The following is a 24,572-nucleotide window of genomic DNA, read 5'->3' on the forward strand; positions in this document are numbered from 1 at the left end:
TCATCTGTAAAACGTCATAATGAATTTCATTATGTGTTCACTCGTGAGGCTTTGATATTTTTTTGCGTCCGGAGACGCGGATATCAATCCTGCGAGTGCCCACACAGATTGTCTGATAAATTGTTAAAGAGCGTTGCGAACAGCGGCTGAACCGTCTGTCGCGAGGTGGCGTATACTACGCTACTCTCCTTCGGAGTCAAACACTTTTTTCAGCGTTTTTATCCGGCGGGATGAATTTTTTCACTCCCTGCCGAGCCGTCTGCGTTGCCGCTTTGCCGTCTCAGTGGTGGCGCATTATAGGGATCCGAATTTTTTGCACAACCCCTTTTTTCGATCTTTTTAATCGACTGGCGAGTTTTCACTCTTTTCGCTGCGATCGCGAGCGATCCGCTCAAAAATCATCTTGTTTATCCGCCTTTTAAGCCGCAGGCTTGGATAAAAACGTAAAAGGAGAAGATCATGTCCACAGCCCTACGACCTTATAAGAACCATTTCCCGCAACAAGGCGATCGCGTGATGATCGATAACAGCAGCGTGGTGGTGGGTGAAGTACAACTCGACGATGACGTTAGCATCTGGCCGCTGGTTGCGATTCGTGGTGACGTCAATAAAGTGGTGATAGGCAAAAGAAGCAATATTCAGGATGGCAGCGTATTGCACGTCACTCACAAGTCCAGCAGCAATCCGGAAGGTTATCCGCTGATTGTTGGCGAAGATGTCACGGTAGGGCATAAAGCGATGCTGCACGGCTGTACTATCGGCAATCGCGTACTGGTTGGTATGGGATCCATTCTGCTGGACGGCGTGATCGTTGAAGATGATGTGATGATTGGCGCTGGCAGTTTGGTGCCGCCAGGTAAACGACTGGAGAGCGGCTACCTGTATTTAGGCAGCCCGGTTAAGCAGGTCCGCCCACTCAGTGAAGCGGAAATCGCCGGGCTGCTTTACTCATCCAATAACTATGTCGGTTGGAAGAATGAATATCTCGCTCAGGAAAGCCAATCTCATTCCTGATCGCCAGCCTTACCTCTGCTGCATCGACTGCTTTAGTTTGGCTATCACTGGCGTGATCTCTGGCATCACGCCATGCCATAAATGAAAAGCGTGAGCGGCTTGCCCTACTAACATGCCAACACCATCCGCCAGCTGCTGCGCGCCCTGCTGCTGGCACCACAATAAGAATGGCGTCAAACCTTGTTGATAAAACATGTCATAACACCGCGTTTGCGCATTAATTAGCGATGTGGCTAATGCTGGAACTTTGCCATCAACACCGCTCGAGGTCGCATTAATGATCAGATCAAATTGCTGATCCGTTAATTGCTCAAAGCTGGCCGCTTTGATATTCCCGCTATGCTGGAAAATCTCTGCCAGCTGCTCGGCGCGTGCCATGGTGCGATTCACTACCACCAGCGAACATCCGAATGAGAGCAGCGGCAGGATTACGCCACGCGCAGCACCACCGGCGCCCACCAGCAGAATTCGATCGCCTGGATGGATCATCTGCAGTCGTTCCAGATCGCTGAGCAAGCCGATGCCATCGGTGTTATCGCCGAAGATCTTGCCCTGCGCATCTTTCTTTAACGTATTAACCGCACCAGACAATGCCGCACGCTCGCTAAGCTCATCGGCAAATTCCCACGCCTGCTGTTTAAAAGGCAGCGTGACATTGGCACCTTTGCCGCCATGCGCAAAAAAATCGGCGATCGACTGAGGAAAACCCTCAAGTGGCGCGCACTCCTTGCCATATTGATGCTCAATGCCGGTTTGCTCAGCGAACAAGCTATGAATGAAAGGAGATTTGCTATGCGCAATCGGGTGACCAAATACGGCAAAATTTTCCATGCGTTAGCCCTGACGAATAAGTTCACCGCTAATAACGTCGCGGATTTCAGAAGGATTCAGTCGCCCACCCGTTTCAGCATGTAAGACCGTGAATTGCGGACCAAATTGCTTAGCAACCTCTTCCGCATTACGACAAGGCGGTTCGCCGGAAAGATTGGCGCTGGTCGAAACCAGAGGTTTACCAAAACCGCGACACAAAGCCTGTACGTCAGGATGATCGCTAACGCGAATGGCCAGTGAGTCAAAACGCCCCGTTAACCAACGCGGCGTATGTGGCGAAGCTGGCACTACATAGGTTACCGGGCCAGGCCAACTGGCAAACATACGCTCGCGCTGCAGCACAGAGAGTTCACGGTCGGCGATATAAGGTTCCAGCTGCGCGTAATCGGCTGCAATCAAAATGAGTCCCTTCTCGACTGGACGCTGCTTGAGCGCCAAAAGCGCCATTACGGCATTCTCGCTGTCGGGATCGCAGCCCAATCCAAATACGGCTTCGGTTGGATAGGCGATAACTTCCTGTTGCTGTAGCCTCTCAATGCAAAAATCGAGACTACCCGCTGAATACTGGCTTGGCTTCATGATGATGATGCGTCCTGGACGATGGGCTTACCGCAGCGTTTGCTGGCGCAGAAGCGCTTCATGCCTTGTGCGGTTTTCTTCTCTATTAATAAAGGGAACTGGCAATGCGGGCAAACGCCTTCAACCGGCGCTGCGTTAAGGACAAACTGGCAATCTGGATAGCGATCGCAAGAGTAGAAGGTTTTGCCATAGCGCGAGCGCCGCTGTACCAGTTTACCGCTCTGACATTGCGGACAGGCGATAGCTGTTTCATCAGGCTTGTCGATAGTTTCGGTGTAATCACATTCCGGGTAGTGACTGCAACCCACGAACATGCCAAATCGCCCCTGACGCAGAACTTTGTCTGCGCCACACTGGGGGCATGCATGGCCTTCCAGCACTTTAACGACGTGTCCATCTCCCTGACTTTTCAGCGGGCGAATGTAATCGCAGGTTGGATAATTTACACACCCCAGAAAAGGGCCGTGTTTGCCGGAACGTATGACTAATTCTGCCCCGCAAGCGGGGCAGAGATCGTGTTTGGGCACGGAAAATAGTGCTGATTTACTCATATTACCGGTTGCATCAATCGCAAATTATTAATGCAGCATACCTTCATTGACGTCGAATAACAGTTCTTCCATTTGCTGATAGGCGTTTTCACATCCTGGGATGTTAAATAGCACCATCAACACCACCCATTTGAGATCTTCAAGATCGAATTCGAGGGTATCAAGGGCCATTACACGTTCGATGACCATCTCGCGCGTTTCCATATTCAGCACCTGGACCTGTTCCAGGAACAAAATAAAACCGCGACATTCTGCATCTAAGCGCTGGTTTTCCTCTTCGGTATAGATTCGCATTGAGAGCGGATCGTTTGCCATGAGTACTGGCGCAACTAAGCCTTCCTGATAATCCGCTAACCGCTCAAGCCAATTCAACGCATTGTAGATATCTTCACGATGAAAACCGGCATCGGTTAAATCATCGGTCAATTTATCCTGATCAACGCGCATTTCAGCTTCGTTGTGGATATACGTCTCAAACAAGTACATAAGTACGTCGAACATGGCATGCCCTCCTCAATCGGACATAGCCGCCGGGTACAGCTGCGATCCATCCTGCTAACTCCAGCTCCAGCAGGTGAGCTGCGATAACTGGCACAGGTTGGCCGGCACGTTCAGCGACGACGTCAACAGGTGTAACCTCATCACCTACGTTAGCCAACACAGTTGCAAATGGCAATGGCACATCGTCACTGTGTTGTGAATATATTGTTTCTGAACTGCTATCAGGCAACCATTGCAGCGTTGAATGTAAATCTTCAAGGATATTGTTAGGATGCGCCACCAGCAGCGCGCCTTGCTGGATAAGCCAGTGCGTACCTTCACTACCCGGATTGCCTAGCGCGCCGGGTAATGCATAAACGTTACGATTTTGTTCCAAAGCGTAGCGTGCCGTCACCAGCGAACCGCTTTTTAACGTGGCTTCAACTACCAGTACGCCAAGACTTAAACCACTGATGATGCGATTACGCCGCGGAAAGTTAACCGCATGCGGTGCCGTATCAAGGGGGAATTCCGAGATCAGTGCCCCACCGCCAGCGATGATCTCACGTGCTAACGCTTGATGACTTTTAGGGTAGATATGCTGCAGACCGCTGCCTAATACTGCAACGGTCTTGCCCTGCACTTCTAACGCGGCCCGATGCGCCACGCCATCGATTCCGCGTGCAAGGCCGCTGGTGATGGTCAATCCACTTAGCGCTAATTGCTGCGTAAACCAGCTTCCCCATTGCTTACCATAATGCGTGCAGTGACGGCTGCCCACGACACCGAGTTGGGGCGTCTGCAAGATGTCCATATTTCCCGCGACATACAGCAATGAGGGACGTCGACTGATTTCCGCTAACGCCGAGGGATAATGTTCGTCGATACAGGTAACTACATGATGCTGTTCATCCTCCAGCCATAGATGTGTTCGTGCTAACTGGCGTGGACAAAGCTCTTTAAACTGTTGTCGCTGGGTTTCGTTTAATCCCTGATCCAGTAAAAGATCGTCATCAACCTGAGCATTATCCTGCAATGCCTCAGCTAAATGTCTGACAACTCCAGAGCTTAAGCCTTTCACATTTGCCAGCCTGAGCATCCATTCAATTCTCTCCATGCTGCACTCCCTGTCAGCCGCGCTATCATGCGGTGCAATGCTGTCAATCAGACATCAAAAAGTCTACAATATGAGGCAGTAATCTTTTCTTCAACGCATACAGATCTGGATATTTATGTCAGTTTTGCAGGTATTACATTTCCCTGATGATCGCCTTCGCAAAATCGCTGCGCCGGTGGCAACCGTAAACGCAGACGTGCAGCGTATTGTCGACGACATGTTTGAAACCATGTACGCCGAAGAAGGTATTGGCTTAGCGGCGACCCAAGTCGATATTCATCAGCGCATCATTGTTATTGATGTTTCTGAAAACCGTGACGAGCGTTTGGTGCTGATTAATCCGGAACTGCTGGAAAAAAGCGGTGAAACCGGTATTGAAGAAGGCTGCCTTTCCATTCCTGAGCAACGTGCTTTTGTGCCGCGCGCAGAGTGGGTCAAAGTGCGTGCGCAGGATCGTGACGGCAAAAGCTTCGAGCTGGAAACCGACGGTCTGCTGGCGATTTGCATCCAGCATGAAATCGATCATCTCGATGGCAAACTTTTCATTGATTATCTGTCGCCACTGAAACGTCAGCGTATCAAACAGAAACTGGAAAAATTGGCCCGCCTAAACGCACGCGAAGATTAAGTGCTCATTGAAGGTTAAACTGTGTCTGCACCGCTCAAAATTATCTTTGCCGGTACACCTGACTTTGCAGCGCGTCATTTAGACGCGCTACTTGCTTCTGAGCATCAGGTTGTTGGCGTCTTTACCCAGCCCGATCGTCCAGCCGGACGCGGCAATAAGCTTACGTCAAGCCCGGTCAAAGTCCTGGCACAGGCGCACGATATTCCGGTATTTCAGCCGAAATCCCTGAAGCCTGAAGAGAACCAGCATCTGGTTGACGATCTGCAGGCCGATATCATGGTGGTGGTCGCTTATGGCTTGATCCTGCCAAAAGCCGTGCTGGCGATGCCGCGCCTGGGTTGTATTAATGTGCATGGTTCGCTGCTGCCACGCTGGCGCGGTGCTGCACCCATCCAACGCTCTCTCTGGGCTGGCGATACCGAAACCGGTGTCACCATTATGCAGATGGATGTTGGCCTCGATACCGGCGACATGCTGCATAAACTCTCCTGCCCAATTACGGCTGAAGACACCAGCGCGTCGCTGTATGAGAAGCTGGCGCAACTCGGCCCGCAAGGCATGCTGTTAACGCTGGATCTGCTGGCAAGCGGTAATGCCAGGCCAGAAGTTCAGGATGAAGCGCTGGTCTCTTATGCTGAGAAACTGAGTAAAGAAGAAGCTCGTCTTGATTGGTCACTTTCAGCAGCGCAGTTGGAACGTTGTATTCGTGCCTTCAATCCATGGCCAATGAGCTATTTCATGATTGAAGAGCAACCGGTAAAAGTCTGGCAGGCAACGGTTTTGCCGCATCAGAACAAGCAACCCGGTGAAATCGTCCATGCTGATAAACAAGGCATTCAGATCGCAACGGCCGATGGTGTGCTGAATCTGGTATCGCTGCAACCTGCCGGTAAAAAAGCCATGTCCGCTCAGGACCTGCTCAATTCGCGCCGCGAATGGTTCGTACCTGGAACCGTTCTGGCCTGATCCTCCAAGCCCGGTTTGACCGGGCTTTTTGTTTGATGAAATAACATGAAAAAAGCTACCAACTTGCGCAGCCTGGCCGCGCAACTCATTGAACGTGTTGTGGACAAAGGCGAATCGCTGAGTGCCATTTTGCCGGGCGCGCAAAAGAACCTATCCGATAAAGATGGCGCGCTGCTGCAAGAACTCTGTTTTGGCGTGATGCGCACGCTGCCGCAGCTGGAAGCCTTAATCGGCAAACTGATGGAGCGCACCTTAACCGGTAAGCAGCGCGTGTTGCATTATCTGTTGATGGTTGGCCTCTATCAGCTGCTATATACCCGCGTGCCGGCCCATGCGGCGCTGGCAGAAACCGTGGCGGGTGCTGAAGTCCTGAAGCGCACGGCTTTGAAAGGCCTGTTAAATGGCGTGTTGCGCCAGTTCCTGCGCCAGCAAGAAGCGCTGTTAGCCGAAGTCGATCAGGGCTCGCAACGTTACTGGCATCCAGGCTGGTTGCTGAAACGTCTGCAAGCGGCATGGCCAGAACAGTGGCAACAGATTGTTGAAGCTAACAATCAGCGACCGCCAATGTGGCTGCGCGTCAATCGCCAGCATTACAGTCGCGATGCCTGGCTGGCGCTATTGCAGGCAGAAGAGAAAGTTGCTTTTCCTGGCGATGCACAAGATGCACTGCGACTGGAATCACCCGCTCCAGTCAGCCAGCTGCCGGGTTTCGATCAAGGTTGGGTGACGGTGCAGGATCTTTCTGCACAACGTTGCGCACTGTTGCTTGAGCCAAAAAATGGGGAAACTATTCTCGATCTCTGTGCTGCTCCGGGTGGTAAAACCACGCATATCCTCGAAATCGCCCCGCAGGCCAAAGTCTTAGCCGTCGATGTTGACCCGCAACGCCTGCTCCGTGTGCATGAGAACTTACAGCGCCTGGGCATGCAGGCCGAAGTGCGTCAGGGCGATGGTCGTACACCGGCAGAATGGTGTGGTGATATGCAGTTTGATCGTATCCTGCTCGATGCGCCCTGCTCTGCCACGGGCGTTATTCGCCGCCATCCAGACATCAAGTGGCTACGTCGCGATCGTGATATTCCTGAGCTGGCGAATCTACAGTGCGAAATACTTGAGGCCGTCTGGCCGCGTCTAAAATCTGGCGGCACGATGATATATGCCACCTGCTCAATATTGCCGGAAGAGAATCACAATCAAATCAGCGCCTTTTTGGCAGCGCACAGCGACGCCGTGGCCGAGACGTTACCACAGGGCCAGGCTAATGGCTGGCAGGTTTTCCCGACCATCGATGGCGGCGACGGCTTCTTCTACGCTAAGCTGATGAAAAAATAGTGCTGCGCACACTGACAAGAGCATCTAAGCCATGAAAATCATTATCCTCGGCGCCGGCCAGGTCGGCGGAACCCTGGCAGAAAATCTGGTCGGGGAAAATAACGATATCACCGTCGTCGATAGCGATGCGACGCGTTTACGCGTATTGCAGGACAAATTTGATCTGCGCGTCGTGCATGGTCACGGATCCCATCCGCGTATTTTGCGTGAAGCCGGTGCTGAAGATGCAGATATGCTGGTAGCGGTAACCAACTCCGATGAAACCAACATGGTGGCTTGTCAGATTGCGTATTCCCTTTTCAATACGCCCAATCGCATCGCGCGTATTCGCGCCGCTGAATACTTACGCGATGCTGAGAAGCTGTTTGTACCTGAAGCCGTACCAATTGATCATCTGATCTCTCCTGAGCAGTTGGTGATCGACAATATCTACCGCCTGATTCAGTATCCTGGCGCACTTCAGGTAGTGAATTTTGCCGAAGGCAAAGTGAGCCTCGCAGTGGTTAAAGCCTATTATGGCGGACCGCTGGTCGGGAATCCCTTGTCGATCATGCGTGAACATATGCCGCATATTGACACGCGAGTCGCGGCGATTTTTCGTCAGGATCGCCCCATTCGTCCCCAGGGTTCTACGATTGTGGAAGCCGGCGATGAAGTGTTCTTTATTGCCGCGAGCCAACATATCCGCGCGGTGATGAGTGAAATGCAGCGTCTGGAAAAACCGTATAAGCGCATCATGTTAGTTGGCGGCGGCAATATCGGCTTTGGATTGGCGCAGCGCCTGGAGAAACAGTACAGCGTGAAGTTGATTGAACGTAATCAACAACGCGCGGCAGAACTAGCAGAACGCTTGCACGATACTATCGTGTTTTACGGTGATGCCTCGGATCAGGAATTGCTGGCCGAAGAGCATGTCGATCAGGTGGATCTCTTCATCGCGGTCACTAACGACGATGAAGCCAATATTATGTCGGCCATGCTGGCTAAGAAAATGGGTGCGAAAAAAGTAATGGTGCTGATCCAGCGCCGCGCCTACGTCGATCTTGTTCAAGGTAGCGTGATCGACATTGCGATCTCGCCGCAACAAGCCACGATCTCGGCGCTGCTAAGTCACGTACGTAAAGCCGATATCGTGGGCGTGTCCTCACTGCGTCGCGGTATTGCAGAAGCAATCGAAGCGATCGCACACGGCGATGAAACCACCTCACGCGTGGTTGGGCGTTTGATAGAAGATATTAAGTTGCCGCCGGGAACCATTATCGGTGCTGTGGTGCGCGGTGATGAGGTGATCATCGCCAATGATAACGTGCGCGTCGAACAGGGCGATCACGTAATTATGTTCCTGACGGATAAGAAGTTTGTGCCCGATGTTGAGCGCCTGTTCCAGCCAAGTCCATTCTTCCTGTAAAAGCTGCGGGCGAAAGCCCGCCGTGAAAATTTCGCTTAATCCATTGTTCTAATGGCAATTGCACAAAGGTTTGTTAGACTTTAGCCATTGGCCAAGGCAAGGAGATAACAATGAGTTTATTCAAAGAGTTTCGTGATTTTGCAATGCGCGGGAACGTGGTTGATCTGGCGGTAGGTGTCATCATCGGTGCCGCTTTTGGTAAGATTGTTTCTTCACTGGTCGCCAATATCATCATGCCGCCACTTGGCTTGCTGATTGGTGGCGTCGATTTCAAACAGTTTAAATGGATATTAAAACCGGCAGAAGGTGATATTCCTGCTGTGGTAATGGAGTACGGTAACTTTATTCAGACCGTGTTCGATTTCGTTATTGTTGCCTTCGCGATATTCCTGGCAATTAAAGTAATGAACAAGCTGTATCAGAAAAAAGAAGTTGAGAAAGCGGCACCTAAGCCGACGAATGAAGAGTTACTGCTCACTGAAATCCGTGACCTGTTAAAACAACAAAATCACGATAAATTATAATAAAAAAGCCGCCCACGTAAGGCGGCTTTTTTGTCTTTAAAGAAGAAGGCCAGTGATAAACTTTTCTGCTTATCACTGGCCTCCCAGTTACGTCCTTTGCCATGTTTGTCTTTACGTTGATAGCTGCCCTTTCCTTTCTGATTCTTCTCAATGCGCTGCCTAAACAGTGGATCATGTAATAATGCTTCCAGTGCATTATCGTTGATTTTACCTTTTTGGTGCTGATAGCGAGTCATCTCGTCCTCCGGTTATTAACGGCGCAACTATATTCCTTCCAGCGCAAAATTCAATCCTTACTACAACAAATTTCAGGCTGCGGCTCCTCACCTCTCTCCAGAGCTTCAAGTATTGAACAGCAAGCGCTGCTATGTATGTCGCCGCAGCAGGTTTCAGCTAAACGATGCAATGAACGTTGAATCGTCTGTAGTTCGGCAATCATGCCATTCACTTCATCCAATCTTTTCGCCACAATGGCTTTGGATTCCTGGCAAGTATGATGTTCAGGATCGATGCGGATCGACAATAAACCACGGATTGACTCTAAGCTAAAGCCGAGTTGGCGACCATAACGAATAAAACGCAGCCGCTGTAAATCATCGTCGCTATAAAGACGAAAACCGCCCTCAGTGCGTACCTCATGATTCATCATCTGCTGTTTTTCATAAAAGCGGATGGTGTCTGGCGTCACATCCGCCATTTTTGCCAGCTGGCCAATCCGATACATGCTATTTCTCCCGCTGCAAATGATGATGGATGTTATCGCTATACTCGCCGCGCAAAAATTCGGTACTGATTCCGGCTTGCTGGAGTTTTATTTCTAGCAAAGCTAAGCGTTTCGACAGTTCTCGCGCCTTGCCATCGTCAGGATCCAGTTCGCGTAGCAGATCGTTTACCGCCAATGCTTCTCGACGCATTTCAAGTTCCGGAGGTAAGTAACCAGAATTTTTCAACAGCCGATATGCCGTGCGCAGTTCAACTGGCACTCCGCTGTCATTATCTAGCTGTAAAGGTGCACCTTCGCCGGGCAAATTACTCAGCTCACCCTTTTCCTGAGCTTCACGTATGTGTTGCTCTACAAGTTGATCAATTAGCCACATAAGGGAGTTCCTGATGGGTGTATCAGCCATCAGCATAGCGAAAGGGGAGTAAATGGAAAGGAATTACGGACAATAAAAAACCCGCCGAAGCGGGTTTTTTACGATACTGCAAATTACTCTGCAGTAGCTTCTGCTTGAGCTTCTGGACGATCAACCAGCTCGATGTAAGCCATCGGAGCGTTGTCACCAGCACGGAAGCCACACTTCAAAATGCGAGTGTAACCACCGGCACGGCTCGCGAAACGCGGGCCCAGCTCGTTAAATAGTTTTGCCACGATCTCGTTATCACGAGTGCGGGCGAATGCCAGACGACGATTAGCTACGCTGTCGGTCTTGGCAAGAGTAATCAGCGGCTCAACTACGCGGCGCAGCTCTTTGGCTTTCGGCAGAGTCGTCTTAATGATCTCATGACGAACCAGAGAACCAGCCATGTTGCGGAACATAGCCTGACGATGGCTGCTGTTGCGGTTCAGTTGACGACCACTCTTACGATGGCGCATGACCTTATCCTTCTCAGTGAAACCTTAACCTGTGATCGGGTTATTCATCAGCAATGCTTGCTGGTGGCCAGTTTTCCAGGCGCATGCCCAGAGACAAACCACGTGAAGCAAGCACATCTTTAATCTCGGTAAGAGATTTTTTACCCAGGTTAGGCGTTTTAAGCAGCTCAACCTCGGTACGCTGTACCAGATCACCGATGTAGTGGATAGCTTCTGCCTTGAGGCAGTTAGCAGAGCGGACAGTCAATTCCAGATCGTCAACAGGGCGCAGCAGGATCGGATCGAATTCTGGTTTCTCTTCTTTTACTTCCGGCTGACGTACATCACGTAAGTCAACGAAAGCTTCCAGTTGTTCTGCCAGGATGGTTGCCGCACGACGAATCGCCTCTTCAGGATCGATTGTGCCGTTGGTTTCCATTTCGATGACCAGCTTGTCCAGGTCGGTACGCTGTTCTACACGCGCTGCTTCAACATTGTAGGCAATACGGTCTACAGGGCTGTAGCAAGCGTCAACCAACAGACGGCCGATTGGGCGCTCATCTTCTTCCGAATGAATTCGGGCAGAAGCCGGCACATAACCACGACCACGCTGAACTTTGATACGCATGCTAATAGATGCGTTTTCATCGGTCAGGTGGCAGATCACATGCTGCGGCTTGACGATTTCAACATCACCGTCGTGGGTGATGTCGGCTGCAGTCACAGGGCCAATGCCAGATTTATTCAGAGTAAGGATGACTTCATCTTTACCTTGAACTCTTACCGCCAACCCTTTCAGGTTAAGCAGGATTTCCAGGATATCTTCCTGTACGCCCTCTTTGGTGGAGTACTCATGAAGCACACCATCAATCTCAACCTCGGTCACCGCGCAACCCGGCATGGAAGAAAGCAGAATACGGCGCAGTGCGTTGCCAAGAGTATGGCCAAAGCCACGCTCTAACGGCTCAAGGGTCACCTTGGCGTGCGTCGAACTCACTTGCTCGATATCTACCAGGCGCGGTTTTAGAAACTCTGTCACAGAACCCTGCATTGTGTCCTCTCTTTGGTACTAAGCTTTACTTAGAGTAAAGCTCGACGATCAGGTGTTCGTTAATGTCCGCAGACAGATCAGTACGTTCAGGAATACGCTTGAACACACCTTCCATCTTAGTAGCATCAACTTCCAGCCAGGTTGGCTTTTCACGCTGCTCAGCCAGCTCCAGAGCGGCCTTCACGCGAGATTGCTGTTTGGCTTTCTCACGGATGCTTACGACATCATTCGGAGATACCTGATAAGAAGCGATGTTAACAACGCGACCGTTCACCAGGATAGATTTATGGCTAACCAGCTGACGTGCTTCTGCACGAGTGGCGCCAAAGCCCATACGGTAAACAACGTTATCCAGACGGCCTTCCAGCAGGGCCAGCAGGTTTTCACCTGTGTTGCCTTTCAGACGTGCTGCTTCTTTATAGTAGTTGCGGAACTGACGCTCCAGCACGCCGTACATACGACGAACTTTCTGCTTTTCACGCAACTGGCCGCCGTAGTCAGACAGACGCGGTTTACGCGCACCATGCTGACCAGGTGGTTGTTCAATTTTGCACTTGGTATCGATCGCGCGAACGCCAGACTTAAGGAATAAGTCGGTACCCTCACGACGGCTCAGCTTGAGCTTAGGACCCAAATATCTTGCCATTTTCTTTCTCCAACTAACCTAAAAACGGGCGATTAAACGCGACGTTTTTTCGGCGGACGACAACCGTTGTGAGGGATTGGAGTCACATCAGTAATATTAGTGATGCGGAAACCAGCAGCGTTCAGAGCACGAATTGTTGATTCGCGTCCTGGACCCGGACCCTTAACCATAACTTCCAGATTCTTAATACCGTAATCTTTCACTGCTTCTGCACAGCGCTCTGCAGCTACCTGAGCAGCAAACGGAGTAGATTTACGTGAACCGCGGAAACCGGAACCACCGGCGGTTGCCCAACCCAGTGCGTTACCCTGACGATCAGTAATTGTAACGATGGTGTTGTTAAAAGATGCATGGACATGAGCCACGCCATCTGAGACTTGTTTTCTTACACGCTTGCGTGCACGAACTGGTGCCTTTGCCATTATTTACTCACCCCGATTATTTCTTGATCGGTTTACGCGGACCCTTACGGGTACGTGCATTGGTCTTAGTACGCTGACCGCGAACTGGCAGACCACGACGATGGCGTAAACCACGATAGCAACCAAGGTCCATCAGACGCTTGATGCTCAGGGTGATTTCACGGCGCAGATCACCTTCAACAACGAATTTACCAACTGCTTCACGCAGCTGTTCAATTTGTTCTTCAGACAGCTCTCTGATCTTAACATTTTCAGCAATACCCGTTGAAGCGCAGATGGCTTTAGAACGAGTTTTACCGATACCGAAAATCGAAGTTAATGCGATAACGGTATGTTTTTGATCAGGAATGTTAATGCCTGCTATACGGGCCACTATGCACTCCTATAATTAAACAAATGCGTCCCATGCTGAAAAGCCCGTTTTCAGGATACTCAAATGGTAACGCATCGACATACAAAAGATTGGCTGGCTAATCTAGCCAGCTCAACCCGACTTTGCAAGAAAAATATGTGACAATATCAGCCTTGGCGCTGTTTATGCTTTGGCTCGGCGCTGCAGATCACACGTACGACACCGTCGCGGCGAATGATTTTGCAGTTACGACATAATTTCTTGACGGAAGCACGAACTTTCATTTTTACTCTCCGTAACTTCTCAAGCACCCGAATTAACGGCCGTAGCCCTTCAGGTTAGCTTTCTTCAATGCAGACTCGTACTGACTCGACATCATCAGAGTTTGCACTTGAGCCATAAAGTCCATGATGACGACCACTACGATGAGCAGCGATGTGCCGCCAAAGTAGAATGGAACTTTCATAGCATCACGCATGAACTCCGGGATCAGGCAGATAAAAGTAATATACAGTGCGCCGATTAAGGTCAGACGTGTCATTACTTTATCGATGTACTTCGCCGTTTGCTCTCCCGGACGAATTCCCGGTACGAATGCACCAGACTTCTTCAGGTTATCTGCTGTTTCACGTGGGTTGAAGACCAACGCCGTGTAGAAGAAACAGAAGAAGATGATTGCAGTCGCATAGAGTAGCACATAAAGCGGCTGTCCTGGTTGCAAATACAGCGAAATTGTTGTCAGCCAGTTCCAACCGGTACCGCCCCCGAACCATGATGCTATGGTCGCCGGGAACAGAATAATGCTGGAAGCAAAAATAGCTGGGATTACGCCCGCCATATTCACTTTCAACGGTAAATGTGTGCTCTGTGCAGCATATACACGACGGCCTTGCTGACGTTTAGCGTAGTTGACCACAATGCGGCGCTGGCCACGCTCGACGAAAATAACAAAGAACGTCACTGCAAATACTAGAACTGCAACCAACAGCAACAGAAGGAAGTGCAGGTCACCTTGCCGCGCTTGCTCGATGGTATGGCCAATGGCCGGCGGGAGTCCCGCAACAATACCTGCGAAGATAATGATCGAGATACCGTTACCGATACCTCGTTCAGTAATCTGTTCGCCCAGCCACATCAGGAACATTGTCCCAGTAACCAGACTTACAACAGCGGTAAAGTAGAATGCAAAGCCTGGATTCATTACCAGCCCCTGCATTCCAGGCATATTCGGTAAACCGGTAGCAATACCGATCGACTGGAATACAGCCAGAACCAGTGTACCGTAGCGAGTGTACTGGCTAATCTTACGACGACCAGCTTCACCCTCTTTCTTAATCTCAGCTAACGCTGGATGAACCACCGTCAGCAGCTGGATAATAATGGAGGCCGAAATATACGGCATAATACCCAGAGCGAAGATTGAGGCACGACTGAGAGCACCACCAGAGAACATGTTGAACATTTCAATGATGGTGCCACGCTGTTGCTCAAGCAGTTTGGCAAGTACAGTGGCATCGATACCGGGGATTGGAATAAAAGAGCCAATTCGGAAGACAATGAGTGCACCGATTACAAACAACAGTCTGCGCTTCAGTTCACCAAAGCCACCTTTGGCACTTTGAAAATCTAATCCCGGTTGCTTTGCCATCTGCTACTTATTCCTCGATTTTACCGCCAGCAGCTTCGATTGCAGCACGAGCACCTTTGGTGACACGCAGACCGCGAACCGTTACCGGTGCAGAAACTTCACCAGAAAGAATCACTTTCGCGAATTCAATCTGAACACCGATAATATTGGCCGCTTTCAGCGTATTCAGGTCAACAATACCGCCTTCAACTTTCGCCAGATCAGACAGACGAACTTCTGTCGTGATCATTGCTTTGCGAGAGGTGAAACCGAATTTCGGCAGACGACGGTACAGAGGCATCTGACCACCCTCGAAACCGCGACGTACGCCACCGCCAGAACGAGAGTTCTGACCTTTGTGACCACGACCACCGGTTTTACCGAGGCCAGAACCGATACCACGACCCAGACGCTTAGAAGCGTGTTTAGACCCTTCGGCCGGAGACAGAGTGTTTAAACGCATCTCTTACTCCTCCACTTTCAGCATGTAGGAAATCGCGTTAATCATACCGCGTACAGCAGGCGTATCTTCACGCTCAACGGTGTGATTGATGCGACGCAGACCCAAGCCAACCAGAGTCGCTTTGTGCTTAGGCAGGCGGCCGATTGAACTGCGGGTTTGTGTAATTTTAATTGTCTTAGCCATCGTGATTACCCCAGAATTTCTTCAACGGATTTACCACGCTTGGCAGCGACCATTTCCGGAGAATTCATATTGCCCAGGCCATCAATAGTTGCACGAACCACGTTAATCGGGTTGGTAGAACCATACGCTTTAGCCAGAACGTTATGTACTCCAGCAACTTCTAAAACGGCGCGCATTGCACCGCCGGCGATGATACCGGTACCTTCAGAAGCTGGCTGCATGAACACACGAGAACCTGTGTGAGCACCTTTAACAGGGTGCTGCAGGGTGCCGTGAGTCAGCGCGACGTTAATCATATTGCGACGGGCTTTCTCCATCGCTTTCTGGATCGCTGCTGGAACTTCACGCGCTTTACCGTAACCAAAACCAACGCGGCCGTTACCATCACCCACTACAGTCAGTGCGGTGAAGGAGAAAATACGACCACCTTTTACAGTTTTAGATACACGGTTTACCGCGATCAGTTTTTCCTGCAGTTCGCCAGCTTGTTTCTCGATGTTTGACATCTTAGACCTCTACCTTAGAACTGAAGGCCAGCTTCACGGGCAGCATCTGCCAGTGCCTGGACACGACCATGATATTGGAACCCGGAACGGTCGAAAGAGACATTAGTAATGCCTTTCTCAACAGCGCGCTCAGCCAGAGCTTTACCTACAGCTGCAGCGGCGTCTTTGTTACCGGTATACTTCAGTTGTTCGGCAATAGCTTTTTCTACAGTAGAAGCAGCAACCAGAACTTCGGAACCGTTCGGGGCGATCACCTGTGCGTAGATATGACGCGGGGTACGATGTACCACCAGGCGAGTAGCACCCAGCTCTTTGAGCTTGCGACGTGCACGGGTCGCACGACGGATACGAGCAGATTTCTTATCCATAGTGTTACCTTACTTCTTCTTAGCCTCTTTGGTACGCACGACTTCGTCGGCGTAACGAACACCCTTGCCTTTATAAGGCTCAGGACGACGGTAGGCGCGCAGATCAGCTGCAACCTGACCAATCAGCTGTTTATCAGCGCCTTTCAGCACGATCTCAGTCTGAGTTGGACATTCAGCAGTGATGCCGGCCGGCAGTGCATGGTCAACAGGGTGAGAGAAGCCAAGGGCCAAGCTCACAGAGTTGCCTTTAACAGCTGCACGATAACCAACACCAACCAGTTGCAGCTTCTTGGTGAAGCCTTCGGTAACACCGATAACCATGCCGTTCAGCAGCGCACGAGCAGTACCTGCTTGTGCCCAACCATCCGCATAACCTTCGCGTGGAGCGAAAGTCAGGGCGTTGTCTGCATGCTTAACTTCTACAGCACTGTTGATAGTACGAGTCAGCTCGCCGTTTTTGCCTTTGATCGAAACTTCCTGACCGCTGAGTTTTACCTCTACGCCCGCAGGAACAACGACAGGTGCTTTTGCAACACGAGACATTTTATTCCTCCGATTACGCTACGTAGCAGATAATTTCGCCACCAAGACCAGCTTGGCGCGCTGCACGATCAGTCATGACACCTTTAGAGGTAGAGATTACAGCGATGCCCAGACCAGCCATTACTTTTGGCAGCTCATCTTTTTTCTTATAGATGCGCAGACCTGGACGACTAACACGCTGAATGCTCTCTACCACAGCCTTGCCCTGGAAATACTTTAAAGTAACTTCCAGTTCAGACTTGATATCGCCTTCGATTTTAAAATCTTCAATATAGCCTTCTTCCTTCAGCACGTTGGCAATTGCCACTTTCAGCTTGGAGGAAGGCATAGAGACCGCAACTTTGTTCGCGGCCTGACCGTTACGGATACGGGTCAGCATATCCGCGATCGGATCTTGCATGCTCATCTGTGTTACTCCCGTGATTCAAATGGTGACAATTACCAGCTAGCCTTTTTAAGACCCGGGATTTCACCGCGCATTGCGGCTTCACGGACCTTGATACGGCTCAACCCAAACTTCCGCAAGAAACCGTGCGGACGACCTGTCTGACGGCAGCGGTTACGCTGACGGGAAGGGCTGGAATCACGCGGCAGACTCTGCAGCTTGAGAACGGCATCCCAACGATCTTCGTCGGATGCGTTCACATCAGAAATGATCGCTTTCAGTTCAACGCGCTTAGCGAAGAACTTGTCTGCTAATTTCACACGCTTAACTTCGCGTGCTTTCATCGATTGCTTAGCCATTAAGTAACCCTACCTTACTTGCGGAATGGGAATTCAAAGGCAGCCAGCAGAGCACGGCCTTCATCATCAGATTTCGCAGTAGTGGTAATGGTAATATCCAAACCACGAACGCGATCGACTTTGTCATAATCGATTTCTGGGAAGATGATCTGCTCACGAACGCCCATGCTGTAGTTACCACGACCGTCGAACGACTTAGCAGATAAACCGCGGAAGTCACGAATACGTGGTACAGCAATAGTGATCAGACGCTCAAAGAACTCCCACATACGCTCACCGCGCAGAGTTACTTTACAGCCGATCGGATAGCCCTGACGGATTTTGAAGCCTGCAACTGATTTGCGTGCTTTGGTGATCAGCGGTTTTTGACCGGAGATTGCTGCCAGGTCAGCTGCTGCGTTATCCAGCAGTTTCTTGTCAGCGATCGCTTCACCAACACCCATGTTCAGGGTGATCTTCTCGACCCGAGGGACTTGCATGACAGAATTGTAGCCGAACTCTGTCATGAGTTTCTGGACTACTTCGTCTTTGTAGTAATCATGCAGTTTCGCCATCGTACTACTCCAAATTACTTGATAGTTTCGCTATTAGACTTGAAGAAACGGACTTTTTTGCCGTCTTCGAATCTAAAGCCTACACGGTCAGCCTTGCCGGTTGCCGCATTGAAGAGTGCAACGTTGGAAGCTTGAATAGCCGCTTCTTTTTCAACGATGCCACCTGGCTGGTTCAGGGCCGGAACCGGCTTCTGATGTTTCTTAACCAGGTTGATACCTTCAACGATGACTTTACCAGAAGTCAGGACGTTCTTTACTTTACCGCGTTTACCTTTGTCTTTGCCGGTAAGCACGATAACTTCGTCGTTACGACGGATTTTCGCTGCCATTGCTCGCTCCTTAGAGTACTTCTGGTGCCAGAGAGATAATTTTCATGAACTTTTCAGTACGAAGTTCACGAGTTACCGGCCCAAAAATACGCGTACCGATAGGTTGCTCGCTGTTATTGTTTAAAATAACGCATGCATTACCATCGAAGCGAATGACAGAACCGTCCGGGCGACGAACACCCTTCCTGGTGCGCACCACTACCGCTTTCAGGACATCACCTTTTTTCACCTTGCCACGAGGAATTGCTTCCTTGATGGTCACTTTGATGATATCGCCGACGCCTGCGTAGCGACGGTGCGAGCCACCCAGAACCTTGATACACATTACGCGACGTGCACCGGAGTTGTCGGCGACGTTCAGCATAGTCTGTTCTTGGATCATTTTAGTGCTCCGCTAATGTCAACTACTACTTCGGGACCCAAACCTCAGGTCGTTAAAAAGCCCCATAATTGAGGGCGCGGCATTATAACACCGGTTCTCGCACATGGGTAGAAAAAACGAACGGCTCAGACGAGCCGTTCGTTTTATTTTTTAGAGGAAACGGATTCTATTACAGAACCGCTTTCTCTACAACGCGAACCAGCGTCCAAGACTTAGTCTTGGACAGCGGACGGGTTTCGCGGATTTCAACCACGTCACCAATACCGCATTCGTTGTTCTCGTCATGGATGTGCAGCTTAGTCGTACGCTTGATGAATTTACCGTAGATCGGGTGTTTCACGACACGTTCGATAGCAACAACTGCAGATTTCTGCATTTTGTCACTAATAACACGACCCTGCAGAGTACGGATTTTATCGGTCATTACGCCGCCTTCTCAGTCAGTAAAGTCTTAACACGTGCAACATTACGGCGAACTTCTTTCAGCAGATGGGTTTGCTGAAGTTGGCCGGATGCTGCTTGCATGCGCAGGTTAAACTGCTCACGCAGCAGGTTAAGTAGCTCAGTATTCAGCTCTTCAACGCTTTTTTCACGCAGCTCATTTGCTTTCATTACATCACCGTCTTAGTAACAAAGGTGGTTTTGATAGGCAGTTTTGCTGCTGCCAGCTTGAAGGCTTCACGGGCCAATTCTTCCGAAACTCCGTCCATTTCATACAGGACTTTACCCGGTTGAATGAGGGCAACCCAATACTCCACGTTACCCTTACCTTTACCCATACGCACTTCCAGCGGCTTCTCGGTAATTGGTTTGTCCGGGAATACACGGATCCAAATTTTACCTTGACGCTTAACTGCACGGGTCATAGCACGACGTGCTGCTTCGATCTGACGTGCAGTCAGACGACCACGGCCAACAGCTTTCAGACCGAAAGTACCGAAGCTGACATCCGTACCTTGCGCCAGACCACGGTTGCGGCCTTTGTGCACTTTACGGAATTTCGTACGCTTTGGTTGTAACATCAGCGACTCTCCTTACTTACGGCCTTTACGCTGCTGCTTTTTAGGTTGAGCAGCCGGTTCCGGTTGTTCAACAGCAGCCATACCACCCAGGATCTCGCCTTTGAAGATCCATACCTTAACGCCGATTACACCATAAGTGGTGTGCGCTTCAGAGGTGTTGTAGTCAATGTCTGCACGCAGTGTGTGCAACGGTACGCGACCTTCACGGTACCATTCGGTACGTGCGATCTCGGCACCGCCCAAACGGCCGCTGACTTCGACTTTAATACCCTTCGCGCCCAGACGCATTGCGTTCTGTACAGCACGCTTCATAGCACGACGGAACATCACACGACGCTCCAGCTGTGAAGTGATGCTATCAGCAACCAATTTAGCGTCCAGTTCCGGCTTACGGACTTCGGCGATGTTGATCTGTGCAGGAACGCCAGCGATTTTCGCGACGACCGTACGCAGTTTTTCTACGTCTTCACCTTTTTTACCGATAACGATACCCGGGCGAGCAGTGTGAATAGTCACACGGATGCTCTTAGCCGGACGCTCGATAACGATACGAGATACAGACGCTTTAGACAGTTCCTTGGTCAGGAACTGACGGACTTTAAAATCGCTGTCCAGGTTGTCAGCGAATTCTTTGGTGTTCGCAAACCAGGTAGAGTTCCATGGTTTTACAATACCCAGGCGAATACCATTAGGATGTACTTTCTGACCCATTGCTAGTCTCCAGAGTCTCAGCGATCGGACACAACCACAGTAATGTGGCTGGTGCGCTTCAGGATGCGATCTGCACGACCTTTCGCACGCGGCATAATGCGCTTCATGCTTGGGCCTTCGTCTACGAAGATTTTCGCGACTTTCAGATCGTCGATATCAGCGCCATCGTTGTGTTCGGCGTTCGCAATGGCAGATTCCAGGACTTTCTTAACCAACACAGCAGCTTTCTTGTTGGTGTAGGTCAGAATATCCAGAGCCTGCGACACTTTCTTACCGCGAATCAGGTCTGCCACCAGGCGAACCTTCTGAGCAGAAGAACGAGCATGGCGATGTTGAGCAATAGTTTCCATCTCTTCCTCCTACTTATTTCTTCTTGGCTTTCTTATCTGCAGCATGGCCGCGATAAGTACGTGTCGGTGCAAATTCACCCAGTTTGTGGCCGACCATTTCGTCGGAAACAAAGACAGGAACGTGCTGACGACCATTATGGACAGCGATGGTCAAACCGATCATGTTAGGGAAGATCGTTGAACGACGGGACCAAGTGCGCAGGGGCTTCTTGTCACCGCTTTCCACCGCTTTCTCTACCTTCTTCAGCAAGTGCAGGTCAATAAAAGGACCTTTCTTGAGAGAACGTGGCATGGCTTATCCTCTAAAATTATTTGCTACGGCGACGTACGATAAATTTATCAGTACGCTTGTTGCTACGGGTCTTCTTACCTTTGGTCTGAACGCCCCACGGAGTTACCGGGTGCTTACCAAAGTTACGACCTTCACCACCACCGTGCGGGTGATCGACTGGGTTCATCGCAGTACCGCGAACGGTAGGACGAACACCACGCCAACGGGTTGCACCAGCTTTACCCAGTACGCGCAGCATGTGCTCAGAGTTGCCGACTTCGCCAAGAGTTGCACGACATTCGGATTCAACTTTGCGCATTTCGCCTGAACGCAGACGCAGGGTAACGTAGGAACCTTCACGCGCAACGATCTGCACGTAAGTACCAGCTGAGCGAGCAATCTGACCGCCTTTGCCTGGTTTCATTTCTACGTTATGAACGGTAGAACCCACCGGGATGTTACGCATCGGCAGGGTGTTACCTGCTTTAATCGCAGCATCAACGCCAGATTGAATCTGATCGCCGGCTTTCAGGCCTTTAGGGGCCAGGATGTAACGGCGCTCGCCATCTTTGTACAGAACCAGTGCGATGTTCGCAGAACGGTTCGGATCGTACTCAAGACGCTCAACAACTGCTGGGATACCATCTTTGTTGCGTTTGAAGTCAACAATACGGTAAGCCTGCTTGTGACCACCACCGATATGACGGGTAGTGATACGACCATTGTTGTTACGACCACCGGATTTGCTGTTTTTTTCTACCAGCGGAGCAAATGGTTTGCCCTTGTGCAGCTCTGGGTTCACCACTTTAACTACGTGGCGACGACCCGGAGATGTCGGTTTACATTTAACAACTGCCATTGTCTTTCTCCTCCGACTTACTCAGCGCCGCCGACGAAGTCCAGATTCTGGCCTTCCTTCAGGGTGACGTAAGCTTTTTTCCAGTCGCTACGACGACCGATACGCTGTCCGTGACGCTTAACTTTCCCTTTAACTACCAGGGTGTTTACGTCTTTAACTTCCACTTCGAACAGCTTCTCAACAGCAGCAACGATCTCTGCTTTGGTCGCGTCTTTAGCAACTTTGAGAACGATGGTATTGGTTTTTTCCATCGCAGTAGATGCTTTTTCTGATACGTGCGGTGCACGCACTACTTTCAGCAGACGTTCTTCACGGATCATGCCAGCATCTCCTCAACTTGCTTAACTGCTTCCGCAGTCATAACGACTTTGTCGAAGGCGATCAGGCTAACTGGGTCGATGCCCGCTGCATCACGCACGTCAACCTTGTACAGGTTACGCGCAGCCAGGAACAGATTCTCATCCAGTTCACCGGTGATGATCAGCACATCTTGCAGCGCCATGTCTTTCAGTTTCTGTACCAGCAGCTTAGTTTTAGGCGCTTCTACAGAGAACGTCTCGACAACGATCAGACGGTCCTGACGTACCAGCTCGGACAGGATGCTTTTCAGCGCGCCGCGGTACATCTTTTTGTTAACTTTTTGACTGTGGTCCTGTGGACGTGCAGCGAAGGTTACGCCACCTGAACGCCAGATCGGGCTCTTTACAGAACCTGAACGCGCACGGCCGGTACCTTTCTGGCGCCAAGGCTTTTTGCCTGAACCAGTAACTTCAGCACGAGTCTTCTGCGCGCGAGTACCCTGACGAGCACCAGCGGCATAAGCAACAACAACCTGGTGAACCAGCGCTTCGTTGAAATCACGACCGAAGGTAGTTTCGGAAACAGTCAGCGCGCTCTGCGCGTCTTTCAGTACTAATTCCATTGCTATCCCCTTACGCCTTCACAGCTGGTTTAACAATCAGATCGCACCCAGTTGCACCCGGGACGCCACCTTTGACCAGCAGCAGGTTGCGCTCAGCGTCAACACGTACTACTTCCAGGCTCTGAACGGTTACGCGCTCATTACCCAGCTGACCAGCCATTTTCTTGCCTTTGAACACTTTGCCCGGAGTCTGGTTCTGACCGATAGAACCCGGAACGCGGTGTGACAAGGAGTTACCGTGCGTAGCGTCCTGGGTACGGAAGTTCCAGCGCTTAACGGTACCTGCGAAACCTTTACCTTTAGAGGTACCGGTAACGTCTACTTTTTTAACGTCAGCGAAAATTTCAACACTGATGCTCTGGCCAACAGAGAAATCTTCACCTTCGGTGCGGAATTCCCACAGACCACGGCCAGCGTCAACGCCAGCTTTAGCAAAATGACCTGCTTCAGGCTTGCTCACACGGCTTGCTTTTTTAGCACCGGTGGTAACCTGAATAGCTTGGTAACCATCGTTATCCAGGCCTTTGACCTGAGTAACGCGGTTTGCTTCAACTTCGATAACGGTTACTGGGATTGAAACGCCATCTTCAGTGAAGATGCGGGTCATACCCACTTTTTTACCGACTAAACCAATCATTGTATCAACCTCTCAATCGCTCGATGACCTGATTAACCCAGGCTGATCTGCACGTCAACACCGGCAGCCAGGTCCAGACGCATCAGAGCATCAACGGTTTTTTCAGTTGGCTCAACGATGTCTACCAGACGCTTGTGAGTGCGGATTTCGTACTGATCACGCGCGTCTTTGTTAACGTGCGGAGAGATCAGAACGGTAAAACGCTCTTTGCGGGTTGGCAGCGGGATCGGACCACGTACCTGCGCACCAGTGCGCTTGGCAGTCTCAACGATTTCCGCGGTTGATTGATCGATCAGGCGATGATCAAACGCTTTAAGACGGATACGGATTCTTTGGTTCGACATGAGACCAAGGCTCCAAACATTTTATAAACGAAAAGAATTACTACCCGCATCCATTACGATTGATGGAGGAGTGTAATCGTTCAGCATATAACTCCCCAATTGGGAGTATTGTTAGGCGATACATAAACAGCTATCCCCTGCGATTCTGCTCGAATCGCGCCACACCAATATCGGTAGGCCCGCGCATTATACGTAAATCAGTTCAGGAAGCAACCCGTGTTGTGTTTTTAACCACATCAATCTGGTTACAGACCGAAAAAAACCCGCAGCAATCGTTTTG

42 protein-coding genes are annotated in these 24,572 nt (G+C 50.5%); 6 read left to right on the forward strand and 36 right to left on the reverse strand.

What is annotated here, in order from left to right:
• Positions 1-459: 459 nt before the first annotated feature.
• Complete coding sequence (locus tag PO881_RS17335) at positions 460-1,014, forward strand: gamma carbonic anhydrase family protein (RefSeq protein ID WP_101762576.1); 555 nt, start codon at positions 460-462, stop codon at positions 1,012-1,014.
• 9 nt (positions 1,015-1,023) lie between these two features.
• Here the strand turns inward: PO881_RS17335 and aroE are convergent, their stop codons facing one another.
• From aroE to dprA, 5 genes are read right to left on the reverse strand one after another with little or no spacing between them, the layout of a single operon-like run.
• Positions 1,024-1,845: a shikimate dehydrogenase gene (aroE, locus tag PO881_RS17340; protein ID WP_280172145.1), complete on the reverse strand. Its 822-nt coding sequence runs from the start codon at positions 1,843-1,845 to the stop codon at positions 1,024-1,026.
• Positions 1,846-1,848: 3 nt separating this feature from the next.
• Positions 1,849-2,424 carry an L-threonylcarbamoyladenylate synthase type 1 TsaC gene (tsaC, locus tag PO881_RS17345; protein ID WP_101762574.1) on the reverse strand — a complete coding sequence of 192 codons (576 nt, stop codon included), beginning with the start codon at positions 2,422-2,424 and terminating at the stop codon, positions 1,849-1,851.
• Positions 2,421-2,975, reverse strand: a complete 555-nt coding sequence (locus PO881_RS17350) for a type I DNA topoisomerase (protein WP_192414903.1) — start codon at positions 2,973-2,975, stop codon at positions 2,421-2,423. Before PO881_RS17350 ends, tsaC begins: the two co-directional genes overlap by 4 nt.
• A gap of 27 nt (positions 2,976-3,002) precedes the next feature.
• The gene (smg, locus tag PO881_RS17355) at positions 3,003-3,476 is read right to left on the reverse strand and encodes a DUF494 family protein Smg (protein ID WP_007891699.1); all 474 of its coding nucleotides are present in this window, start codon (positions 3,474-3,476) and stop codon (positions 3,003-3,005) included.
• Positions 3,448-4,572, reverse strand: a complete 1,125-nt coding sequence (gene dprA, locus PO881_RS17360; RefSeq protein ID WP_110867590.1) for a DNA-protecting protein DprA — start codon at positions 4,570-4,572, stop codon at positions 3,448-3,450. The genes smg and dprA overlap by 29 nt, the downstream gene beginning before the upstream one ends.
• Positions 4,573-4,687: 115 nt before the next feature.
• Between dprA and def the strand changes: the two genes are divergently transcribed.
• From def to mscL, 5 genes are all read left to right on the forward strand, one after another.
• Positions 4,688-5,200 carry a peptide deformylase gene (def, locus tag PO881_RS17365; RefSeq protein ID WP_008104717.1) on the forward strand — a complete coding sequence of 171 codons (513 nt, stop codon included), beginning with the start codon at positions 4,688-4,690 and terminating at the stop codon, positions 5,198-5,200.
• A gap of 21 nt (positions 5,201-5,221) precedes the next feature.
• Positions 5,222-6,166, forward strand: coding sequence for a methionyl-tRNA formyltransferase (gene fmt, locus PO881_RS17370; protein WP_137386630.1), 945 nt, complete (start codon positions 5,222-5,224; stop codon positions 6,164-6,166).
• 45 nt (positions 6,167-6,211) lie between these two features.
• Positions 6,212-7,498, forward strand: coding sequence for a 16S rRNA (cytosine(967)-C(5))-methyltransferase RsmB (rsmB, locus tag PO881_RS17375; protein ID WP_280172146.1), 1,287 nt, complete (start codon positions 6,212-6,214; stop codon positions 7,496-7,498).
• Positions 7,499-7,529: 31 nt separating this feature from the next.
• Complete coding sequence (trkA, locus tag PO881_RS17380; RefSeq protein ID WP_007891694.1) at positions 7,530-8,906, forward strand: Trk system potassium transporter TrkA; 1,377 nt, start codon at positions 7,530-7,532, stop codon at positions 8,904-8,906.
• Positions 8,907-9,016: 110 nt separating this feature from the next.
• Positions 9,017-9,430 carry a large-conductance mechanosensitive channel protein MscL gene (gene mscL / locus PO881_RS17385; protein ID WP_007891693.1) on the forward strand — a complete coding sequence of 138 codons (414 nt, stop codon included), beginning with the start codon at positions 9,017-9,019 and terminating at the stop codon, positions 9,428-9,430.
• On the opposite strand, the gene PO881_RS17390 is transcribed toward mscL, so the two are convergent.
• The 31 genes from PO881_RS17390 to rpsJ all read right to left on the reverse strand — a co-directional run bounded on the left by PO881_RS17390 (position 9,415) and on the right by rpsJ (position 24,292).
• Complete coding sequence (locus PO881_RS17390; protein WP_110867593.1) at positions 9,415-9,666, reverse strand: ribosome alternative rescue factor ArfA; 252 nt, start codon at positions 9,664-9,666, stop codon at positions 9,415-9,417. The two genes, mscL and PO881_RS17390, sit on opposite strands and share 16 nt — an antisense overlap.
• A 50-nt stretch (positions 9,667-9,716) precedes the next feature.
• On the reverse strand, positions 9,717-10,154 hold the full coding sequence (zntR, locus tag PO881_RS17395) for a Zn(2+)-responsive transcriptional regulator (protein WP_101762568.1): 438 nt from the start codon (positions 10,152-10,154) through the stop codon (positions 9,717-9,719).
• 1 nt (position 10,155) lies between these two features.
• Positions 10,156-10,527, reverse strand: a complete 372-nt coding sequence (locus PO881_RS17400; protein ID WP_280172147.1) for a DUF1992 domain-containing protein — start codon at positions 10,525-10,527, stop codon at positions 10,156-10,158.
• 113 nt (positions 10,528-10,640) lie between these two features.
• On the reverse strand, positions 10,641-11,027 hold the full coding sequence (gene rplQ / locus PO881_RS17405) for a 50S ribosomal protein L17 (protein WP_008104728.1): 387 nt from the start codon (positions 11,025-11,027) through the stop codon (positions 10,641-10,643).
• Positions 11,028-11,067: 40 nt separating this feature from the next.
• Complete coding sequence (gene rpoA / locus PO881_RS17410) at positions 11,068-12,057, reverse strand: DNA-directed RNA polymerase subunit alpha (RefSeq protein WP_007891688.1); 990 nt, start codon at positions 12,055-12,057, stop codon at positions 11,068-11,070.
• A gap of 25 nt (positions 12,058-12,082) precedes the next feature.
• Positions 12,083-12,703 carry a 30S ribosomal protein S4 gene (gene rpsD, locus PO881_RS17415; RefSeq protein WP_007891687.1) on the reverse strand — a complete coding sequence of 207 codons (621 nt, stop codon included), beginning with the start codon at positions 12,701-12,703 and terminating at the stop codon, positions 12,083-12,085.
• A gap of 32 nt (positions 12,704-12,735) precedes the next feature.
• Complete coding sequence (gene rpsK, locus PO881_RS17420) at positions 12,736-13,125, reverse strand: 30S ribosomal protein S11 (protein WP_004160563.1); 390 nt, start codon at positions 13,123-13,125, stop codon at positions 12,736-12,738.
• Positions 13,126-13,141: 16 nt separating this feature from the next.
• Positions 13,142-13,498 carry a 30S ribosomal protein S13 gene (rpsM, locus tag PO881_RS17425; protein WP_034830736.1) on the reverse strand — a complete coding sequence of 119 codons (357 nt, stop codon included), beginning with the start codon at positions 13,496-13,498 and terminating at the stop codon, positions 13,142-13,144.
• Between the two features lie 146 nt (positions 13,499-13,644).
• The gene (gene rpmJ, locus PO881_RS17430) at positions 13,645-13,761 is read right to left on the reverse strand and encodes a 50S ribosomal protein L36 (RefSeq protein WP_004160566.1); all 117 of its coding nucleotides are present in this window, start codon (positions 13,759-13,761) and stop codon (positions 13,645-13,647) included.
• 32 nt (positions 13,762-13,793) lie between these two features.
• Positions 13,794-15,125: a preprotein translocase subunit SecY gene (gene secY, locus PO881_RS17435; protein ID WP_007891686.1), complete on the reverse strand. Its 1,332-nt coding sequence runs from the start codon at positions 15,123-15,125 to the stop codon at positions 13,794-13,796.
• Positions 15,126-15,132: 7 nt separating this feature from the next.
• The gene (gene rplO / locus PO881_RS17440; RefSeq protein WP_007891684.1) at positions 15,133-15,567 is read right to left on the reverse strand and encodes a 50S ribosomal protein L15; all 435 of its coding nucleotides are present in this window, start codon (positions 15,565-15,567) and stop codon (positions 15,133-15,135) included.
• 3 nt (positions 15,568-15,570) lie between these two features.
• Positions 15,571-15,750, reverse strand: a complete 180-nt coding sequence (gene rpmD, locus PO881_RS17445; RefSeq protein ID WP_007891681.1) for a 50S ribosomal protein L30 — start codon at positions 15,748-15,750, stop codon at positions 15,571-15,573.
• Between the two features lie 5 nt (positions 15,751-15,755).
• Positions 15,756-16,256 (reverse strand): 30S ribosomal protein S5, encoded by a 501-nt coding sequence (gene rpsE, locus PO881_RS17450; RefSeq protein WP_007891679.1) that lies wholly within the window; start codon positions 16,254-16,256, stop codon positions 15,756-15,758.
• A 14-nt stretch (positions 16,257-16,270) separates the two neighbouring features.
• Positions 16,271-16,624: a 50S ribosomal protein L18 gene (gene rplR, locus PO881_RS17455; RefSeq protein WP_008104733.1), complete on the reverse strand. Its 354-nt coding sequence runs from the start codon at positions 16,622-16,624 to the stop codon at positions 16,271-16,273.
• Between the two features lie 9 nt (positions 16,625-16,633).
• Entirely contained in the window at positions 16,634-17,167 is a 534-nt protein-coding gene (gene rplF / locus PO881_RS17460) for a 50S ribosomal protein L6 (protein WP_008104735.1), read from the reverse strand.
• Positions 17,168-17,180: 13 nt separating this feature from the next.
• Entirely contained in the window at positions 17,181-17,573 is a 393-nt protein-coding gene (gene rpsH / locus PO881_RS17465) for a 30S ribosomal protein S8 (RefSeq protein WP_007891668.1), read from the reverse strand.
• A 32-nt stretch (positions 17,574-17,605) separates the two neighbouring features.
• A complete protein-coding gene (rpsN, locus tag PO881_RS17470; protein WP_007891666.1) occupies positions 17,606-17,911 on the reverse strand; it encodes a 30S ribosomal protein S14 in 306 nt (101 codons plus the stop codon).
• Positions 17,912-17,925: 14 nt separating this feature from the next.
• Positions 17,926-18,465 carry a 50S ribosomal protein L5 gene (gene rplE / locus PO881_RS17475; protein WP_007891665.1) on the reverse strand — a complete coding sequence of 180 codons (540 nt, stop codon included), beginning with the start codon at positions 18,463-18,465 and terminating at the stop codon, positions 17,926-17,928.
• A gap of 14 nt (positions 18,466-18,479) precedes the next feature.
• On the reverse strand, positions 18,480-18,794 hold the full coding sequence (gene rplX, locus PO881_RS17480; RefSeq protein ID WP_007891664.1) for a 50S ribosomal protein L24: 315 nt from the start codon (positions 18,792-18,794) through the stop codon (positions 18,480-18,482).
• Between the two features lie 10 nt (positions 18,795-18,804).
• A complete protein-coding gene (gene rplN, locus PO881_RS17485) occupies positions 18,805-19,176 on the reverse strand; it encodes a 50S ribosomal protein L14 (RefSeq protein WP_006120590.1) in 372 nt (123 codons plus the stop codon).
• A gap of 169 nt (positions 19,177-19,345) precedes the next feature.
• On the reverse strand, positions 19,346-19,600 hold the full coding sequence (gene rpsQ / locus PO881_RS17490) for a 30S ribosomal protein S17 (protein WP_007891663.1): 255 nt from the start codon (positions 19,598-19,600) through the stop codon (positions 19,346-19,348).
• Positions 19,600-19,788, reverse strand: a complete 189-nt coding sequence (gene rpmC, locus PO881_RS17495; RefSeq protein WP_007891662.1) for a 50S ribosomal protein L29 — start codon at positions 19,786-19,788, stop codon at positions 19,600-19,602. The genes rpsQ and rpmC overlap by 1 nt, the downstream gene beginning before the upstream one ends.
• Positions 19,788-20,198, reverse strand: coding sequence for a 50S ribosomal protein L16 (rplP, locus tag PO881_RS17500; RefSeq protein ID WP_015962145.1), 411 nt, complete (start codon positions 20,196-20,198; stop codon positions 19,788-19,790). Before rplP ends, rpmC begins: the two co-directional genes overlap by 1 nt.
• 12 nt (positions 20,199-20,210) lie before the next feature.
• Positions 20,211-20,909, reverse strand: coding sequence for a 30S ribosomal protein S3 (gene rpsC, locus PO881_RS17505; protein ID WP_007891660.1), 699 nt, complete (start codon positions 20,907-20,909; stop codon positions 20,211-20,213).
• Positions 20,910-20,926: 17 nt separating this feature from the next.
• Entirely contained in the window at positions 20,927-21,259 is a 333-nt protein-coding gene (rplV, locus tag PO881_RS17510) for a 50S ribosomal protein L22 (protein ID WP_007891659.1), read from the reverse strand.
• 13 nt (positions 21,260-21,272) lie between these two features.
• A complete protein-coding gene (gene rpsS / locus PO881_RS17515; RefSeq protein ID WP_001138115.1) occupies positions 21,273-21,551 on the reverse strand; it encodes a 30S ribosomal protein S19 in 279 nt (92 codons plus the stop codon).
• A gap of 16 nt (positions 21,552-21,567) precedes the next feature.
• Positions 21,568-22,389, reverse strand: a complete 822-nt coding sequence (gene rplB, locus PO881_RS17520; RefSeq protein ID WP_007891654.1) for a 50S ribosomal protein L2 — start codon at positions 22,387-22,389, stop codon at positions 21,568-21,570.
• A 17-nt stretch (positions 22,390-22,406) separates the two neighbouring features.
• The gene (rplW, locus tag PO881_RS17525) at positions 22,407-22,709 is read right to left on the reverse strand and encodes a 50S ribosomal protein L23 (protein ID WP_007891652.1); all 303 of its coding nucleotides are present in this window, start codon (positions 22,707-22,709) and stop codon (positions 22,407-22,409) included.
• Positions 22,706-23,311, reverse strand: a complete 606-nt coding sequence (gene rplD / locus PO881_RS17530) for a 50S ribosomal protein L4 (protein WP_007891650.1) — start codon at positions 23,309-23,311, stop codon at positions 22,706-22,708. Before rplD ends, rplW begins: the two co-directional genes overlap by 4 nt.
• A 10-nt stretch (positions 23,312-23,321) precedes the next feature.
• On the reverse strand, positions 23,322-23,948 hold the full coding sequence (gene rplC, locus PO881_RS17535) for a 50S ribosomal protein L3 (protein WP_008104741.1): 627 nt from the start codon (positions 23,946-23,948) through the stop codon (positions 23,322-23,324).
• A 32-nt stretch (positions 23,949-23,980) separates the two neighbouring features.
• Positions 23,981-24,292 (reverse strand): 30S ribosomal protein S10, encoded by a 312-nt coding sequence (gene rpsJ, locus PO881_RS17540; RefSeq protein ID WP_006120582.1) that lies wholly within the window; start codon positions 24,290-24,292, stop codon positions 23,981-23,983.
• Between the last annotated feature and the right edge of the window lie 280 nt (positions 24,293-24,572).

The organism is Pantoea sp. SS70 (assembly GCF_029866845.1).
Lineage (GTDB): Bacteria > Pseudomonadota > Gammaproteobacteria > Enterobacterales > Enterobacteriaceae > Pantoea > Pantoea leporis.